The organism is Pseudomonas sp. ENNP23 (genome assembly GCF_001728945.1).
In the GTDB taxonomy this organism is placed as follows: domain Bacteria; phylum Pseudomonadota; class Gammaproteobacteria; order Pseudomonadales; family Pseudomonadaceae; genus Metapseudomonas; species Metapseudomonas otitidis.
The window spans coordinates 37,384-51,593 of sequence record NZ_LYSP01000007.1 but is presented as its reverse complement, the minus strand read 5'-3'; the positions used below and the strand labels follow the sequence as shown (position 1 = coordinate 51,593).

Annotated in this window: 20 protein-coding genes; 10 read left to right on the top strand and 10 right to left on the bottom strand. The window is 62.9% G+C overall.

Annotation, left to right across the window (positions count from 1 at the left end):
• Positions 1 to 62 precede the first annotated feature (62 nt).
• The 5 genes from A9G05_RS05950 to A9G05_RS05930 are packed head-to-tail and all read right to left on the bottom strand — an operon-like array spanning position 63 to position 3,096.
• The gene (locus A9G05_RS05950) at positions 63 to 371 is read right to left on the bottom strand and encodes a lipid asymmetry maintenance protein MlaB (RefSeq protein ID WP_069560090.1); all 309 of its coding nucleotides are present in this window, start codon (positions 369 to 371) and stop codon (positions 63 to 65) included.
• Complete coding sequence (locus A9G05_RS05945) at positions 364 to 1,011, bottom strand: phospholipid-binding protein MlaC (RefSeq protein ID WP_069560089.1); 648 nt, start codon at positions 1,009 to 1,011, stop codon at positions 364 to 366. The genes A9G05_RS05950 and A9G05_RS05945 overlap by 8 nt, the downstream gene beginning before the upstream one ends.
• 11 nt (positions 1,012 to 1,022) lie before the next feature.
• On the bottom strand, positions 1,023 to 1,490 hold the full coding sequence (gene mlaD / locus A9G05_RS05940) for an outer membrane lipid asymmetry maintenance protein MlaD (protein WP_069560088.1): 468 nt from the start codon (positions 1,488 to 1,490) through the stop codon (positions 1,023 to 1,025).
• On the bottom strand, positions 1,490 to 2,287 hold the full coding sequence (gene mlaE, locus A9G05_RS05935; protein ID WP_069560087.1) for a lipid asymmetry maintenance ABC transporter permease subunit MlaE: 798 nt from the start codon (positions 2,285 to 2,287) through the stop codon (positions 1,490 to 1,492). Before mlaE ends, mlaD begins: the two co-directional genes overlap by 1 nt.
• The gene (locus A9G05_RS05930) at positions 2,287 to 3,096 is read right to left on the bottom strand and encodes an ABC transporter ATP-binding protein (RefSeq protein ID WP_069560086.1); all 810 of its coding nucleotides are present in this window, start codon (positions 3,094 to 3,096) and stop codon (positions 2,287 to 2,289) included. The genes mlaE and A9G05_RS05930 overlap by 1 nt, the downstream gene beginning before the upstream one ends.
• A 242-nt stretch (positions 3,097 to 3,338) precedes the next feature.
• Between A9G05_RS05930 and A9G05_RS05925 the strand changes: the two genes are divergently transcribed.
• The 10 genes from A9G05_RS05925 to A9G05_RS05880 all read left to right on the top strand — a co-directional run bounded on the left by A9G05_RS05925 (position 3,339) and on the right by A9G05_RS05880 (position 10,332).
• The gene (locus A9G05_RS05925; RefSeq protein WP_069560085.1) at positions 3,339 to 4,313 is read left to right on the top strand and encodes a KpsF/GutQ family sugar-phosphate isomerase; all 975 of its coding nucleotides are present in this window, start codon (positions 3,339 to 3,341) and stop codon (positions 4,311 to 4,313) included.
• A complete protein-coding gene (locus tag A9G05_RS05920; protein ID WP_069560084.1) occupies positions 4,313 to 4,837 on the top strand; it encodes an HAD family hydrolase in 525 nt (174 codons plus the stop codon). Before A9G05_RS05925 ends, A9G05_RS05920 begins: the two co-directional genes overlap by 1 nt.
• 7 nt (positions 4,838 to 4,844) lie before the next feature.
• The gene (lptC, locus tag A9G05_RS05915; RefSeq protein WP_069560083.1) at positions 4,845 to 5,417 is read left to right on the top strand and encodes an LPS export ABC transporter periplasmic protein LptC; all 573 of its coding nucleotides are present in this window, start codon (positions 4,845 to 4,847) and stop codon (positions 5,415 to 5,417) included.
• The gene (gene lptA, locus A9G05_RS05910) at positions 5,404 to 5,940 is read left to right on the top strand and encodes a lipopolysaccharide transport periplasmic protein LptA (RefSeq protein ID WP_069560082.1); all 537 of its coding nucleotides are present in this window, start codon (positions 5,404 to 5,406) and stop codon (positions 5,938 to 5,940) included. Before lptC ends, lptA begins: the two co-directional genes overlap by 14 nt.
• The gene (lptB, locus tag A9G05_RS05905; RefSeq protein WP_069560081.1) at positions 5,940 to 6,665 is read left to right on the top strand and encodes an LPS export ABC transporter ATP-binding protein; all 726 of its coding nucleotides are present in this window, start codon (positions 5,940 to 5,942) and stop codon (positions 6,663 to 6,665) included. Before lptA ends, lptB begins: the two co-directional genes overlap by 1 nt.
• Before the next feature lie 143 nt (positions 6,666 to 6,808).
• The gene (locus A9G05_RS05900; protein ID WP_069560080.1) at positions 6,809 to 8,308 is read left to right on the top strand and encodes an RNA polymerase factor sigma-54; all 1,500 of its coding nucleotides are present in this window, start codon (positions 6,809 to 6,811) and stop codon (positions 8,306 to 8,308) included.
• A gap of 81 nt (positions 8,309 to 8,389) precedes the next feature.
• Positions 8,390 to 8,698 carry a ribosome hibernation-promoting factor, HPF/YfiA family gene (gene hpf / locus A9G05_RS05895; protein WP_069560079.1) on the top strand — a complete coding sequence of 103 codons (309 nt, stop codon included), beginning with the start codon at positions 8,390 to 8,392 and terminating at the stop codon, positions 8,696 to 8,698.
• 15 nt (positions 8,699 to 8,713) lie between these two features.
• Positions 8,714 to 9,178, top strand: a complete 465-nt coding sequence (gene ptsN, locus A9G05_RS05890; RefSeq protein WP_069560078.1) for a PTS IIA-like nitrogen regulatory protein PtsN — start codon at positions 8,714 to 8,716, stop codon at positions 9,176 to 9,178.
• A gap of 8 nt (positions 9,179 to 9,186) precedes the next feature.
• A complete protein-coding gene (gene rapZ / locus A9G05_RS05885) occupies positions 9,187 to 10,044 on the top strand; it encodes an RNase adapter RapZ (protein WP_069560077.1) in 858 nt (285 codons plus the stop codon).
• Positions 10,045 to 10,059: 15 nt separating this feature from the next.
• A complete protein-coding gene (locus tag A9G05_RS05880; protein ID WP_069560076.1) occupies positions 10,060 to 10,332 on the top strand; it encodes an HPr family phosphocarrier protein in 273 nt (90 codons plus the stop codon).
• An 11-nt stretch (positions 10,333 to 10,343) separates the two neighbouring features.
• Here the strand turns inward: A9G05_RS05880 and A9G05_RS05875 are convergent, their stop codons facing one another.
• Genes A9G05_RS05875 through A9G05_RS05855 form a run of 5 tightly spaced genes read right to left on the bottom strand, consistent with a single transcriptional unit; the run spans position 10,344 to position 14,156 of the window.
• Positions 10,344 to 11,276 carry a ZIP family metal transporter gene (locus tag A9G05_RS05875; protein ID WP_139131085.1) on the bottom strand — a complete coding sequence of 311 codons (933 nt, stop codon included), beginning with the start codon at positions 11,274 to 11,276 and terminating at the stop codon, positions 10,344 to 10,346.
• Complete coding sequence (locus A9G05_RS05870) at positions 11,276 to 11,887, bottom strand: superoxide dismutase (RefSeq protein WP_069560075.1); 612 nt, start codon at positions 11,885 to 11,887, stop codon at positions 11,276 to 11,278. Before A9G05_RS05870 ends, A9G05_RS05875 begins: the two co-directional genes overlap by 1 nt.
• Positions 11,888 to 11,903: 16 nt before the next feature.
• Positions 11,904 to 12,341: a tetratricopeptide repeat protein gene (locus A9G05_RS05865; RefSeq protein ID WP_069560074.1), complete on the bottom strand. Its 438-nt coding sequence runs from the start codon at positions 12,339 to 12,341 to the stop codon at positions 11,904 to 11,906.
• Between the two features lie 50 nt (positions 12,342 to 12,391).
• On the bottom strand, positions 12,392 to 13,768 hold the full coding sequence (locus A9G05_RS05860; RefSeq protein WP_069560073.1) for a lyase family protein: 1,377 nt from the start codon (positions 13,766 to 13,768) through the stop codon (positions 12,392 to 12,394).
• Entirely contained in the window at positions 13,761 to 14,156 is a 396-nt protein-coding gene (locus A9G05_RS05855) for a hypothetical protein (RefSeq protein WP_069560072.1), read from the bottom strand. The genes A9G05_RS05860 and A9G05_RS05855 overlap by 8 nt, the downstream gene beginning before the upstream one ends.
• Positions 14,157 to 14,210: the final 54 nt, after the last annotated feature.

The window sequence follows — 14,210 nt, the reverse complement described above, 5'->3', positions numbered from 1 at the left end:
CAAAAAAGCCCCCCGCCTGCGAACCCCGCGCATGCGGGGCCTGACGGAGGGCTTTGGATGCATCAATGCTCGAAGGGTAACAACTCGTCGAGCGCGGAGACGCCGGCAATCTGCCGCATGTCCTCGGGTAAGGCGCGGATTTTGAGCGCCTTGCCAGCCTTGCGCGCATCGCGCATGAAGGCCAGCAGCAGGGAAAGCCCGACACTGCTGGATTTCACCACGCCGGAGCAGTCGATCACCAGGGCGGCGGCGGCCTGCTCGCGGATCAGCCTGGCACCGGTTTCACGCAAGGCGGGGCCGCTGCTGTAGTCAAGGACGCCAAGGAGCTTGAGCTCCCCGCCGTTCCCAGCTACCAGAGACGCCTCACTCATGACCGGCAGCCTTCTGGCCTTCCTCGGACTGCTTGGCCTTCGCCACGATCTCGGCCCAGCCATCGATGGTCTTGTTGAGGTCGTTGCCGTTCTTCTGCATGGCGTCGGCGAACTGATCACGGAACAGCTTGCCGATGTTGATGCCGTTGATGATCACGTTACGCAACATCCATTGACCCTCGATGTTCACCATGGTGTAGGAGACGGGGTAGACGGTGCCCTTGCTGTCCTTCACTTCCATGCCGACGCTGGTGCGCTCGGGGTCTTCCTGCTTGGCGGGCAGGACGCGGATATCCTGGTTGTCGTACTCCAGCAGTGCATTGCCGTAGAACTGGATCAGGCTGCGCTTGAAGTTCTCCTCGAAGCGGGTCATCTGCTCCGGGGTGGCCTGGCGCGAGTATTTGACGGTCATGATGCTGCGGGAAATGCCGTCGGCATCTACAACCGGACCGAGGATGCCGTTCAGCGCATCGTAGAAAGCACTTGGGTTGCTGCGGTACTGGGCCTTGTTGGCCTTGAGGTCGTTGAGCAGTTTGTCGGTGGTCTGCTGCACCACATCGCGGGCGCTCGGCGCCGCATTGGCCAGCAGGGGCAATGCGGCCATCAGCAGCAACAGGCCGTTTCGCAGGGCTTTGATCATTTCGAAGGTCCTCACTTGGTGTCCTTATTGACCGTATTGAGCAGGAACTTGCCGATCAGGTCTTCCAGCACCAGCGCGGACTGGGTATCGCGGATGGTGCTGCCATCCTTCAACAGCCGATCGTCGCCGCCAACGCTGATCCCGATGTACTTCTCGCCCAGCAGGCCGGCGGTCAGGATGGAGGCAGTGGAGTCGGTCGGCAGGTTGTCGACCTTCTTCTCCAGCTCCATGGTGACGCGACCTGTGTAGCTGTCACGGTCCAGGTCGATGGCCGTGACCCGGCCGATGGTTACACCGGCCATGGTCACCTTCGCTCTGACAGTCAGACCGGCGATGTTGTCGAAATGTGCATAAACCTTGTATGTCTCGCCAGCACTGCCTACGGACAGCCCGCTAACACGCAGGGCCAGCAGCAGCAGGGCAAGCAACCCGGCCAGGAGGAACAGGCCGACACCAATTTCCAGGGTGCGGATTTGCATCAGAAATCTCCAAACATCAGGGCGGTCAGGATGAAGTCGAGCCCCAGCACGGCCAACGAGGCATAGACCACGGTTTTAGTCGTTGCGCGGCTGATCCCCTCGGAGGTGGGCTCGCAGTCGTAACCCTGGAACACGGCGATCCAGGTGGCGACGAAAGCGAAGGCCAGGCTTTTCAGCACGCCATTGAGAACATCTTCGGTGAATTCAACGCTGTTCTGCATGTTCGACCAGAACGAACCGTCGTAGACACCGAGCCAGTTGATGGCCACCATTGCGCCCCCCCAGATGCCGACCACATTGAAGATCAGCGCGAGCACCGGCATCGAGATGAAGCCGGCCCACAGGCGGGGCGCAATGATGTACTTGAGCGGGTCGACACCGATCATTTCAAGGCTGGAGAGCTGCTCGGTGGATTTCATGTTGCCGATCTCTGCGGTCAGCGCGGAGCCCGCACGCCCAGCGAACAGCAGCGCCGTGACAACCGGGCCGAGCTCGCGCAACAGGGTCAGGGCGACCATCTGTCCGACAGCCTGCTCGGAGCCGTAGCCGACGAGGATGTTGTAACCCTGCAACGCCAGCACCATGCCGATGAAGATGCCAGAGACGACAATGATCGGCAGCGACAGCACGCCGACGAAATAGAGCTGCTTGACCAATAACTGGAAACCGGAGCCAGTCCCGGTGCGGCCGAACATGGCCCGCAGCAGGAACAGGGTGGAACGGCCGAGCGCCTCTACCACGTCAAGGCCGGCGCGCCCGAGCAGGCGGATGCGCTCGAGCGGGGACTTCTTGCGCATCAATGCTCTCCCAGCAAGTCGTTACGGTAATCGGGCGCCGGGAAGTGGAACGGCACCGGCCCGTCGGGGATGCCCTTCATGAATTGGCGAATCCGGGGATTGTCCGAGTCAATCAACTCAGCCGGAGTGCCCTGGCCCAGCACCTGCGCATCGCCCACCACATAGATGTAGTCGGCGATGCTCGCGGTCTCAGCCAGGTCGTGAGAAACGACGATGCTGGTGATGCCCAGTGCGTCGTTCAACAGGCGGATCAGGCGCACCAAGACGCCCATGGCAATCGGGTCCTGGCCGACGAAGGGCTCGTCGTACATGAGGATCTGCGGGTCCAGGGCTATGGCCCGGGCCAGCGCCACACGCCGCTTCATCCCGCCGGAGAGTTCGTCAGGCATCAGGTCGATGGCACCACGCAGCCCGACGGCCTGAAGTTTCATCAGCACGATGTCGCGGATCATCTCCTCAGGAAGCTGGGTATGAACACGCAACGGGAAGGCGACGTTCTCAAACACATCCAGATCGGTGAACAATGCGCCACTCTGGAACAGCACACCGAACTGCTTGCGCATGTCGAAGAGCTCGGAACGGGAAAGCGAGGGCAGGTTCTGACCATTGACCCAGACTTCTCCCGACGCCGGCTTCAGTTGAGCAGCGATCAGGCGAAGGAGGGTGGTCTTGCCGCAGCCGGACGGCCCCATGATCCCGGTGACCTTGCCACGGGGTATGCGTATGTCAACGTCGCGAAAAATGCTGCGCTCGCCGCGCTTGAAGGTCAGGCCCTTCAGCTCCACGGCATAAGCGTTATCGGCGCTCATCTGTACTCCTTGCGATGCGGCCATCCCTGAATGGACGTCGTCTCCCGAGAACGAGACACGGCCCGGCGAGGTGGCCGAACAGGCGGCGGATCATAGCATTGCGCCCTGGGCCGCCCAAGGCCGCAGACAGCTTCGTTCAGGAGCGTGACAGGTTCGACGCATCATTGACGACGATGAAGCGTGAGCGATTCGTGCTTTACCGGTATAATCCGCGCCTTTTCCTCGGCCACTGCACTCAAGACATGAGCCAGTCCAGCGACCTGATCCAATCCGCGCAACGCACCATTCGACTGGAACGCGACGCCATCGACGCCCTTCTCCAGCGAATCGACAGTGATTTCATCAAAGCCTGCGAACTCGCCCTTGCCTGCAAGGGGCGCGTCGTTGTTGTCGGCATGGGCAAATCCGGCCATGTCGGCCGCAAGATCGCTGCGACCCTGGCCAGCACCGGTACGCCTTCCTTCTTCGTCCACCCGGCAGAAGCCAGCCACGGCGACATGGGCATGATCACTCGCGACGACGTGGTACTGGCCCTCTCCAACTCCGGCTCGACGGCGGAAATCATCACACTGCTGCCGCTGATCAAGCGTCTGGGTATTCCGCTCATCAGCATGACCGGCAACCCGGAGTCCGCCCTCGCGAAAGCAGCCGAGGCACGCCTGGATGCGAGGGTAGACAAGGAAGCCTGCTCGCTCAACCTGGCTCCTACCTCCTCCACCACAACAGCACTGGTGCTTGGCGATGCCCTGGCCATTGCCTTGATGGAGGCACGCGGCTTCTCCGCCGAAGACTTCGCCTTCTCGCACCCGGGTGGCGCGCTGGGCCGCCGCCTGCTGCTAAAAGTGGAAAACGTCATGCACAGTGGCGAAGCGCTACCCCGGGTCGCCCGCGGTACTTCGTTGCGCGACGCCCTGCTGGAAATGACCCGCAAGGGGCTCGGCATGACCATCGTACTGGAGAATGACGGCCGTCTCGCCGGCATCTTCACCGACGGCGACCTGCGCCGGACCCTCGACAAGGGCGTCGATGTGCACCAGGCGAGCATCGACGAGGTGATGACCGTGCACGGCAAGACCGCACGCGGTGAAATGCTGGCGGCCGAGGCCTTGAAGATCATGGAAGACCACAAGATCAACGTGCTGGTGGTGGTGGACGACAACGACACCCCCATCGGCGCCCTGCATATCCACGACCTGACCCGCGCCGGAGTGATCTGATGAGCGAACACCTGCACCAGCGCGCCCAAGCGATCCGCCTCGCGGTCTTCGACGTGGATGGCGTGCTCACCGATGGCAAGCTCTACTTCCTGGCAGATGGCAGCGAGTTCAAGACCTTCAATACCCTGGACGGCCACGGCATCAAGATGCTGATCAACTCCGGCGTACGCACAGCCATCATCTCCGGACGCAGCACCCCGGTGGTGGAGCGCCGCGCGCGCAACCTCGGCATCCAGCATCTCTACCAGGGCCGCGAGGACAAGCTGGTCGTCCTCGACGAGTTGCTGGGCGAACTGGGCCTGGACTACAACCAGGTTGCCTATCTGGGTGACGATCTGCCGGATCTGCCCGTGATCCGCCGCGTAGGCCTGGGCATGGCCGTTGCCAGCGCCGACGCCTTCGTGCGCCAGCATGCCCATGGCGTTACCGCTGCCAAGGGCGGTGAAGGTGCCGCACGGGAATTCTGCGAACTGATCATGCGCGCCCAGGACACCCTGGATGCCGCACAATCCGCCTACCTGTAGGTCCCCCATGCACAAGAACGTTCGCCTCGCCCTGATCCTTGCGCCGCTCGCCGCCCTGCTGATCGCGCTGGGCTACTGGAACATCCGCCCCGAGAGCTTCATGGACCGCCAGGCCCAGCCAGCCGGGGACGAGAACACCATCGACTTCTACGTCATCAACGCAACCAGCGTGCAGTTTCAGGAAGATGGCAAGCGCCACTATGAAATGAGGGCGGACAAACTCGAACACATCAAGGCAAACGATGTGACGATGCTGACCAGACCGGACCTGCAGCTTTACCGAGGCACCGACTACCCTTGGCATGTTCAGAGCGAACGTGGAGAGGTGGGCCCGGAAGGCAAGCAGGTGGAATTGATCGAACAGGTCCGCGTGGCCCGCACCGACCCCAAGGGGCGACCGACCGTCCTGACCACCAGCCGGCTGACCGTGTTCCCGGATCAGGAATATGCGCAGACCGAGCAAGCCGTTAAAATCGACGCCGCCAACGGGGTCACCACGGCACAAGGAATGAAAGCGTACTTGAATGACGGCAGGATGCTCCTGCTGTCCAACGTAAGAGGCCAGCATGAGGTTCGTTAAAACCCTCCCCCTACTGCTCAGCCTGGGCGCCGCACTCGGAAGTGCCAGTGCCTGGGCGCTGCCCAGCGATCGCGACCAGCCTATCCGCGTCCAGGCGGACAGCGCCGAGCTCGACGACAAGCAGGGCGTTGCGGTCTACCGCGGTGACGTGGTCATCACCCAGGGCACCCTGAAGATCACCGGTGATACCGTGACCATCACCCAGAACGCCCAGGGCGAGTTGGATGTGTTCACCTCAGTAGGCAAGCCGGCCTACTACGAGCAGAAGCCGGCCCCGGACAAGCAGATCGTCAAGGCTTACGGGCGCACCATCCAGTACTTCGCCGCCAACGAGCGCATCGTGCTGATCGACCAGGCGAAGGTGATCCAGGAAGGCAATACCTTCGAAGGCGAGAAGATCGTCTACGACACCCGCCGCCAGATCGTCAACGCAGGTCGTGCCACCGGCACCAACGTCGGCACGCCACGCCCGCGCATCGACATGGTCATCCAGCCCAAGAAGCAAGCGGGACAAGCACAGTAATGGCGATCCTCAAAGCCCAGCACCTGGCCAAGAGCTACAAGAGCCGCCAGGTGGTCCGTGACGTCAGCCTGTCCATCGAAAGCGGCCAGATCGTCGGTCTGCTCGGCCCCAACGGTGCCGGCAAGACCACCTGCTTCTACATGATCGTAGGCCTGGTCAAGGCTGATCAGGGCCGTGTCCTGATCGACCAGCAGGATGTCACCCACCAACCCATGCACGGCCGGGCGCGCGCCGGAATCGGCTATCTGCCGCAGGAAGCCTCAATCTTCCGCAAGCTGAGCGTGGCGGACAACATCATGGCGATCCTGGAAACCCGCAAAGACCTGGACCGCGCAGGGCGAAACCGCGAGCTGGAAAGCCTGCTGCAGGAGTTCCACATCAGCCACATTCGCGACAGCCTCGGCATGAGCCTCTCCGGTGGCGAGCGTCGTCGCGTCGAGATCGCCCGCGCACTGGCCACCGCGCCGAAGTTCATCCTGCTGGACGAGCCCTTCGCTGGCGTCGACCCCATCTCCGTGGGCGATATCAAGCAGATCATTCATCACCTCAAGAACAAGGGCATCGGCGTACTCATCACCGACCACAACGTTCGCGAAACCTTGGACATCTGTGAGACGGCCTACATCGTCAACGACGGCCAACTGATCGCAGAAGGCACCGCTGAGGAAATCCTGGCCAACCAGCTGGTCAAGGAAGTCTACCTGGGGCACGAATTCCGTCTCTGAGGCGCGCAGCAGCCCAGAAGGGCGTTGCGCCTGCTGGAAAAATCATTCAAGGTCAGGCATATAATTTGCTTCCTGGTGGCGCCTCGGCGTCCTGTAGTGGATGGCGCACACGCGCCGGCGAATAAGGTGCAAAGCCCTCTGCCATGAAACCATCGCTTGTCCTGAAGATGGGCCAGCAGCTGACGATGACCCCGCAGCTGCAACAGGCCATCCGCCTACTCCAACTCTCCACCCTGGACCTCCAGCAGGAGATCCAGGAAGCGCTGGAGTCCAACCCCATGCTCGAACGCCAGGAGGAAGGGGAAGACTTCGACAACTCCGACCCCATGGCGGAAAGCGAGCAGCAGCCCAACTCCGGTGGTCAGGAAGCCAGCTTCCAGGAAACCACCGTGCCCAGCAACGACAACGAGGGCATCGACGAGGGCGAATGGCACGAGCGTATCCCCAGCGAACTTCCCGTCGATACCGCCTGGGAAGACATTTACCAGACCAGCGCCAGCAGCCTGCCCAGCTCAGATGATGACGAGTGGGACTTCACCTCACGCACCTCCGCCGGGGAAAGCCTGCAGAGCCATCTGCTGTGGCAATTGAACCTCGCCCCTATGTCTGACACAGACCGGCTGATCGGCGTCACCATCATCGACTGCATCAACAACGACGGCTACCTTGAGGAAACGCTCGAGGAGATCACCGAGTCCTTCGACCCTGAACTGGGCATCGAGGTGGATGAGGTCAAGGTCGTTCTCAATCGAATCCAGCAGTTCGAGCCGTCCGGTATCGGCGCGCGTGACCTGCGCGAATGCCTGCTGCTGCAGCTTCGCCAACTGCCGACCGCGACGCCCTGGCTGGGCGAAGCACAGCGCCTCGTCGGCGATTACCTGGACCTGCTCGGTAGCCGCGACTACAGCCAGCTGATGCGCCGCATGAAGCTGAAGGAAGACGAGCTTCGCCAGGTCATCGAGCTGATTCAGGCCCTCAATCCACGCCCAGGCTCGCAGATCGAGGCCAGCGAACCCGAATACGTCGTGCCCGACGTCATCGTTCGCAAGCACAACGACCGTTGGCTAGTCGAATTGAACCAGGAGGCCGTGCCTCGTCTGCGCGTCAATCCGCACTACGCGGGATTCGTCCGTCGTGCCGACTCCAGCGCGGACAACACATTCATGCGCAACCAGTTGCAAGAGGCACGTTGGTTTATCAAGAGCCTGCAGAGCCGCAACGAAACCCTCATGAAGGTGGCCACCCAGATCGTCGAACATCAGCGTGGCTTCCTCGAGTACGGTGATGAGGCCATGAAGCCTCTGGTCCTGCACGACATCGCCGAAGCAGTCGGGATGCACGAGTCCACGATTTCCCGCGTCACCACACAGAAATTCATGCATACCCCTCGTGGCATTTACGAGCTGAAATACTTCTTCTCCAGCCACGTCAGCACCTCCGAAGGTGGCGAATGCTCGTCCACCGCGATCCGCGCGATCATCAAGAAACTGGTGGCCGCCGAAAATGCCAAAAAGCCGTTGAGCGACAGCAAGATCGCTGGTTTACTGGAAGCACAGGGTATCCAAGTGGCCCGCCGCACAGTCGCCAAGTACAGGGAATCTCTTGGCATCGCGCCTTCCAGCGAACGCAAGCGACTGATGTGAGCGGATTGATCCACGCCAAAGTGTTCCGGTGGCAGGCCCGTTAGCCTGTCTCTTACACACGGGCAATAAGGAGAAAGCGGTATGCAAGTCAACATCAGTGGACATCAACTGGATGTGACCGACGCCCTGCGCGACTACGTGATCGAAAAGTTCGAACGCCTGGAGCGCCACTTCGACAAGATAACCAACGTGCAAGTGATCATGCAGGTCGAAAAGCTGAAGCAGAAGATCGAGGCCACCCTGCACATCGCAGGTGGTGAGGTCGTCGCCAACGCCGAGCATGAAGACATGTACGCCGCCATCGACCTGCTGACCGACAAACTCGACCGCCAACTGATCAAGCACAAGGAAAAGCAGCTCAACCGCCAGCAGGGCGCGGCCGTCCGCTGACCTACCCCCTCCCCTATGATCCGACTTGAGCAAATACTGACCCCCGGCCGTTCACTCGTGAACGTGCCGGGTGGCAGCAAGAAACGCGTGCTGGAACAGATCGCCAACCTCGTCGCACGCGACCTGGTGGATCTCGACTCGCAAGACATCTTCGAAAGCCTCGTGGCCCGAGAAAAGCTCGGCTCGACCGGCTTCGGCAACGGCATCGCCATTCCCCACTGTCGCCTTCAGGGCTGCGCAGCACCGGTGAGTGCGGTGCTGCGCCTGGATGCGCCTGTAGATTTCGACGCCATCGATGGCGCCCCTGTGGACCTGCTGTTCGTACTGCTGGTCCCCGAAGCGGCGACCGATGAACACCTTGAGCTGCTGCGCCAGATCGCCAGCATGCTCGACCGCAGCGACGTTCGGGATCGCCTGCGTCACGCGCGGGACAGCGAGGATCTGTACCAGGTGGTCGTCGACGTGCAGAACGCACAGTAGGCACCGGGATGCGCCTGGTCATCGTCAGTGGTCGTTCCGGGTCCGGCAAGAGCACAGCCCTCGACGTTCTTGAGGACAACGGCTTCTACTGCATCGACAACCTCCCCGCCGGACTCCTTCCCGAACTCGCCGAGCGTGCACTGCTGCACACCGAACTGCTTCACCCGCAGGTCGCGGTTTCCATCGACGCCCGCAATCTGCCGAGCCAGCTCCAGCGTTTCCCGGAGCTGCTCGCCGAGGCCCGCGCCAAGCACATCCTCTGCGACCTGCTGTACCTAGATGCGGACGAGGAGACGCTGCTCAAGCGCTTCTCCGAGACCCGCCGGCGCCACCCGCTGACCACCGAGAACCGATCCCTGGCCGAGGCCATCCACGACGAGAGCAAATTGCTCGCGCCGATTGCCGACCTCGCCGACCTCAAGATCGACACCACGCACCTGAACCTCTATCAACTGCGTGACACCATCAAGCTGCGCCTGCTCAACAAGCCCGAGCCCGGCACCGCCTTCCTGGTGGAGTCCTTCGGTTTCAAGCGCGGCATGCCGGTGGACGCCGATTTGGTTTTCGACGTGCGCTGCCTGCCCAATCCCTACTGGAAGCCCGACCTACGGGACTTTTCCGGGCTCGACAGCGTGGTCGCCGACTACCTGGCCGCCCAGCCCGATGTCGAGGAGATGTATCAGGACATCGTCGGCTACCTGAACAAATGGCTGCCCCGGTTCGCCGCCAGCAACCGTGCCTACGTCACCATCGCCATCGGCTGCACCGGCGGTCACCACCGCTCCGTGTACCTCGCCGAGCGCATTGGACGCACCCTCAAGCCGCTTCTCAAGAACGTTCAGGTTCGCCACCGCGACCTCACCTGATAAGGACCCCACGCGATGCCAGCCTGTGAAATCACCATCTGCAACAAGCTCGGCCTGCACGCACGCGCTGCGGCGAAGTTCGTTGGCGTTGCAGGCCGCTTCCCGTGCCAGGTCCGCGTCGGACGCTCCCCGGAAAGCTTGGTGGACGGCAAGAGCATCATGGCCGTGATGATGCTGGCCGCGGGCAAAGGCACCCCCATTCACCTGCACACCGAAGGGGACCAGGGGGACGAAGCCCTCAACGCCCTGATCGAGTTGATCAACAACAAGTTCGACGAAGGCGAATAGCCACCCCCTCGCTACACCAGCGCCGTATCCAGCACCATCATCAGGCAGAAGCCGAACGCCAGGCCCAGGCTACCGGCCACCGGATGTCCTCGCCTATGGCACTCAGGAATGATCTCGTGGGTTACTGCGAAAAGCATTGCACCCGCAGCCAGGGCCAGGCCCCACGGCAGCAGCAAGGTCGAGACCTGCACCAGCCACGCACACAAGAGCGAAAACAGTGGCTCCACTAACCCGGATGCAGCGCCAATCAACAGCGCCTTCCCTCGGGACATCCCAGCACCCGCCAGTACCAGGGAAATGATCAGCCCCTCCGGCAGATCCTGCAGGGCAATGCCCAGTGCCAGGCTGTCAGCACCGGCCAAACCCGCTCCGGCCGCCACCCCCACCGCCATGCCTTCCGGAATGTTGTGCACCACGATGGCAATCACGAATAGCACCACCCGGGGGGCCAGGCGAACGCCAGCCCCAGCATCGACGGGTAACGCGTGATCCGGCAGCAAGCGCCCCAGGCCGAACAGCGCGCTGGCCCCCAACAGCAAGCCAATGCTGACCAGAAACCCAGCCGACCACCGGGAAAACCCCAGTTGCCCCGCCGCCTCCAGTCCTGGCATCAGCAGCGAAAACACCGTCGCTGCCAGCATCACACCGGCCCCGAAACCAAGCAGGGCATTGGACGCTCGAGCCGACAGACTGCCCAGGCACAGTACCGGCAGGGCGCCAACGGCCGTGCCCAAGGCACAGAGGCTCCCAGCCATCAGCGCATGCCAAAGGTGCGGCTCCAGCACCCGCTCGGTAGCCAACAGCGCCCGCCACCCCAGCAGCAGCGCCCCGATCAACACCAGGGCGATACCCAACACCTGCCGAAGCGACAAGCCGCTGGGCAGGCCCGACCCCACCAGCCGCCGTCGACGGGCCAGGAACGGTACACGCAAGGGCGCAGCCATCAGGCAAGCGCCTCTCGATAGCGCCGCTCAACCTCGACCCAATCCACCACGTTGTAAAAGGCCCCGATGTACTCCGGTCGGCGGTTCTGGTAGCGCAGGTAATAGGCGTGTTCCCACACGTCCAGCCCCAGCACCGGCGTGTTGCCATGCATAAGCGGACTGTCCTGGTTACCGGTACTCTCCACCACCAGACCTCGTTCGGGCGTTACCGACAACCATGCCCAGCCACTGCCGAAGCGCCTCAGCGCTGCCTGCGTAAAAGCCTCCTTGAAGGCGGCGAAACCGCCCAGCTCCGCTTCGATGGCCGTGCGCAGGGTTCCACCGGGCTCACCGCCACCTGACGGCGACATCACGGTCCAGAACAGGCTGTGGTTCGCATGCCCGCCCCCGTTGTTGATCACCGCCACGCGCAAGGCCTCGGGCAGCTCATCGAGGCGAAGCAGCACCTGCTCCACCGGCAGATGCCCGAGCGAGTTGCCCTCCAGCGCCGCGTTCAGGTTGTTCACGTAGGCCTGGTGGTGCTTGCTGTGGTGGATTTCCATGGTGGCCGCATCGATGTGCGGTTCCAGAGAGTCGTAGGCATAGGGCAAGGCAGGCAAGACGTAAGGCATGGAGGATGTTCCTCTCTCAGTGGTATTGGCGGCTCATGGCGGGTGCCCGACGGGCGACGGGGGTGCCGCCATCCAGCAAACGATCGGTGCGCGGGTAGGTACCGTGCTCCTGGATGAAGTGCATCAGCGTGGCGTAGGTCCGCCCACTGTGGCGCTGCGCCATCTCCCGCAGGTCCTGCGGCTGGCGCGCGTCATACACCAGTTGCAGCAGCCTCTCGTGGCAGGCACAGAGGTACTCTGCGGTTTCTTCCGGCTGCTCCAGCATCAGGTGCAGATCGCCCAGGTTGTGGTACGAAACCACCAGTGCCGATACCGCCTCGGCCGGCTCCGGCCAGCGCTCCAGCAACATCTGCGCCTGAGCGAGCGCGCGCAGGTAAAGCTCGCGCGCCTCGATCCAGTCCCCTTCTTGGAAATAGCGGTTGCCCGCTGTGATGATGCGTTTCCAATATTCCATGCGACACCTCCAGGACAGGAGCGCCACCGGAATGGCGCCCGGTGGGGCGGTTAGAGGCCGCCCTCGGTGAGTTTCTCGGGGTTGAGCAACTGCTCCAGTTCGCCCCGGGACAGCGCGGTGTGCTCCTCGGCCACATCGATCACCGGGCGTCCCTCGCGGTAGGCCTGCTTGGCGATTTCCGCCGCCTTCAGGTAACCGATGATGGGATTCAGCGCCGTCACCAGGATGGGGTTGCGCGACAGCGCTTCCTTCAGCTTCGGTTGGTTGACGGTGAAGCTCGCCACGGCGCGGTCCGCCAGCAGGCGGCTGCTGGTGGTGAGCACCTGCAGGCTGCCCAGCAGGTTATGGGCCACCAGCGGCAGCATCACGTTCAGTTCGAAGTTGCCGGACTGCCCCGCCAGGGTGATGGCGGCGTCGTTGCCGATCACCTGGGCGGCCACCATCGCCGTCGCTTCCGGAATCACCGGGTTGACCTTTCCCGGCATGATCGAAGAGCCCGGCTGCAGGGCCTCCAGCTCGATTTCTGCCAGTCCGGCAAGCGGCCCCGAGTTCATCCAACGCAGGTCGTTGGCAATCTTCATCAGCGACACAGCCACCGTCTTCAACTGACCGGACAAGGCCACCGCAGTGTCCTGGGAGCCGATCAGGGCGAAGAAGTTGCTGCCTGGGACGAAGTGCAGAGCAGTCAGGGTATTCAGCTCATCGCAGAAACGTTCGGCAAAACGCGGATGGGCGTTGATCCCGGTGCCCACCGCCGTGCCGCCCTGGGCCAGTTGCTGCAGGCTCGGCAGCAGCCCACGTAGGTGCTCGATGTTGCTTTGCACCTGCTGTGCCCAGCCGTCGAGCACCTGGCTCATGCGCACCGGCATGGCATCCATCAGGTGGGTACGCCCGGTCTTCACATAAGGACGGACCGCCAGGGACTTCTCACACAGCACCTGCAGCAGATGACCCAGCGCCGGCAGCAGGCCCTCGGTGAGTTCGATGGCCGCGCTGATGTGGATGCTGGAGGGAATCACATCATTGCTGCTCTGCCCGCAGTTCACATGGTCGTTGGGGCTGACGGGCTCGCCGAGCAGGCGCCCGGCCAACGTGGCGATCACCTCGTTGGCGTTCATGTTGGAACTGGTGCCGGAGCCGGTCTGGAACACATCCACCGGGAAGTGCGCCATGAAGTCCGTAGCCAGCAGCTCCTGGCAGGCCCCCACGATGGCATCGCCCATGGCCGGGCTGATCTGCTCCAGTTCCACATTGGCGCGGGCCGCAGCCGCCTTGGCCAGGATCAGGGCACGGATGAAGGGTGCCGGCATCCGCAGGCCGGATACCGGGAAGTTGTTCACTGCCCGCTGGGTCTGAGCGCCATAGAGGGCATGGGCGGGCACGGCCAGCTCGCCCATGCTGTCGCGTTCGATTCGGGTGTCAGTCACGCTGGGCTCCTTCTTCGGGATCGTGGTAACGGAGGGACGGCGCCAGGTCCAGGGTCGCCAGGCGCCATTGCAGCGCGCGAAGGCGGCGCTGCAGGGCAGAGCTGCGCGCGTGGTGGCGCAGCTCCTGCAGGGGGAGGTAGGCGTAGTCCAGGCACTGCGCCCGCCAGTGGGCCGGGAGCGCGCGGTCTTCCGCGCTGCGCAGCAGCAGGTCGAGGCAGGCCTCGAAGATGCGCCAGGGCGAGGCGCCTTGGCGCTCGGCCAGTTGCCGGGCCTCGTTCAGGTAACGCACCAGCAGGCGCGGCTCATCCGGACACAGCGCGCAGCGGATGCGCAGGCCGGTCGAGCGCCAGCGGGCGGTAGCCGGGTTTTCCTCGCGGCAGGACTGCATGGCAAACCTCTAACGAAAATCATTCGCGAATGAGAATAATAATATTTAGAGATA

What these genes read in the sequence shown, in the direction of transcription:
- lptB (WP_069560081.1), top strand. Translation starts at nt 5,940, where the DNA reads ATGGCGATCCTCAAAGCCCAGCACCTGGCCAAGAGCTACAAGAGCCGC.
- hpf (WP_069560079.1), top strand. Translation starts at nt 8,390, where the DNA reads ATGCAAGTCAACATCAGTGGACATCAACTGGATGTGACCGACGCCCTG.
- mlaD (WP_069560088.1), bottom strand. Translation starts at nt 1,490, where the DNA reads ATGCAAATCCGCACCCTGGAAATTGGTGTCGGCCTGTTCCTCCTGGCC.
- A9G05_RS05865 (WP_069560074.1), bottom strand. Translation starts at nt 12,341, where the DNA reads ATGGAATATTGGAAACGCATCATCACAGCGGGCAACCGCTATTTCCAA.
- A9G05_RS05950 (WP_069560090.1), bottom strand. Translation starts at nt 371, where the DNA reads ATGAGTGAGGCGTCTCTGGTAGCTGGGAACGGCGGGGAGCTCAAGCTC.
- A9G05_RS05900 (WP_069560080.1), top strand. Translation starts at nt 6,809, where the DNA reads ATGAAACCATCGCTTGTCCTGAAGATGGGCCAGCAGCTGACGATGACC.
- A9G05_RS05855 (WP_069560072.1), bottom strand. Translation starts at nt 14,156, where the DNA reads ATGCAGTCCTGCCGCGAGGAAAACCCGGCTACCGCCCGCTGGCGCTCG.
- lptC (WP_069560083.1), top strand. Translation starts at nt 4,845, where the DNA reads ATGCACAAGAACGTTCGCCTCGCCCTGATCCTTGCGCCGCTCGCCGCC.
- A9G05_RS05945 (WP_069560089.1), bottom strand. Translation starts at nt 1,011, where the DNA reads ATGATCAAAGCCCTGCGAAACGGCCTGTTGCTGCTGATGGCCGCATTG.
- lptA (WP_069560082.1), top strand. Translation starts at nt 5,404, where the DNA reads ATGAGGTTCGTTAAAACCCTCCCCCTACTGCTCAGCCTGGGCGCCGCA.
- rapZ (WP_069560077.1), top strand. Translation starts at nt 9,187, where the DNA reads ATGCGCCTGGTCATCGTCAGTGGTCGTTCCGGGTCCGGCAAGAGCACA.
- A9G05_RS05875 (WP_139131085.1), bottom strand. Translation starts at nt 11,276, where the DNA reads ATGGCTGCGCCCTTGCGTGTACCGTTCCTGGCCCGTCGACGGCGGCTG.
- A9G05_RS05930 (WP_069560086.1), bottom strand. Translation starts at nt 3,096, where the DNA reads ATGAGCGCCGATAACGCTTATGCCGTGGAGCTGAAGGGCCTGACCTTC.
- A9G05_RS05920 (WP_069560084.1), top strand. Translation starts at nt 4,313, where the DNA reads ATGAGCGAACACCTGCACCAGCGCGCCCAAGCGATCCGCCTCGCGGTC.
- A9G05_RS05870 (WP_069560075.1), bottom strand. Translation starts at nt 11,887, where the DNA reads ATGCCTTACGTCTTGCCTGCCTTGCCCTATGCCTACGACTCTCTGGAA.
- mlaE (WP_069560087.1), bottom strand. Translation starts at nt 2,287, where the DNA reads ATGCGCAAGAAGTCCCCGCTCGAGCGCATCCGCCTGCTCGGGCGCGCC.
- ptsN (WP_069560078.1), top strand. Translation starts at nt 8,714, where the DNA reads ATGATCCGACTTGAGCAAATACTGACCCCCGGCCGTTCACTCGTGAAC.
- A9G05_RS05880 (WP_069560076.1), top strand. Translation starts at nt 10,060, where the DNA reads ATGCCAGCCTGTGAAATCACCATCTGCAACAAGCTCGGCCTGCACGCA.
- A9G05_RS05925 (WP_069560085.1), top strand. Translation starts at nt 3,339, where the DNA reads ATGAGCCAGTCCAGCGACCTGATCCAATCCGCGCAACGCACCATTCGA.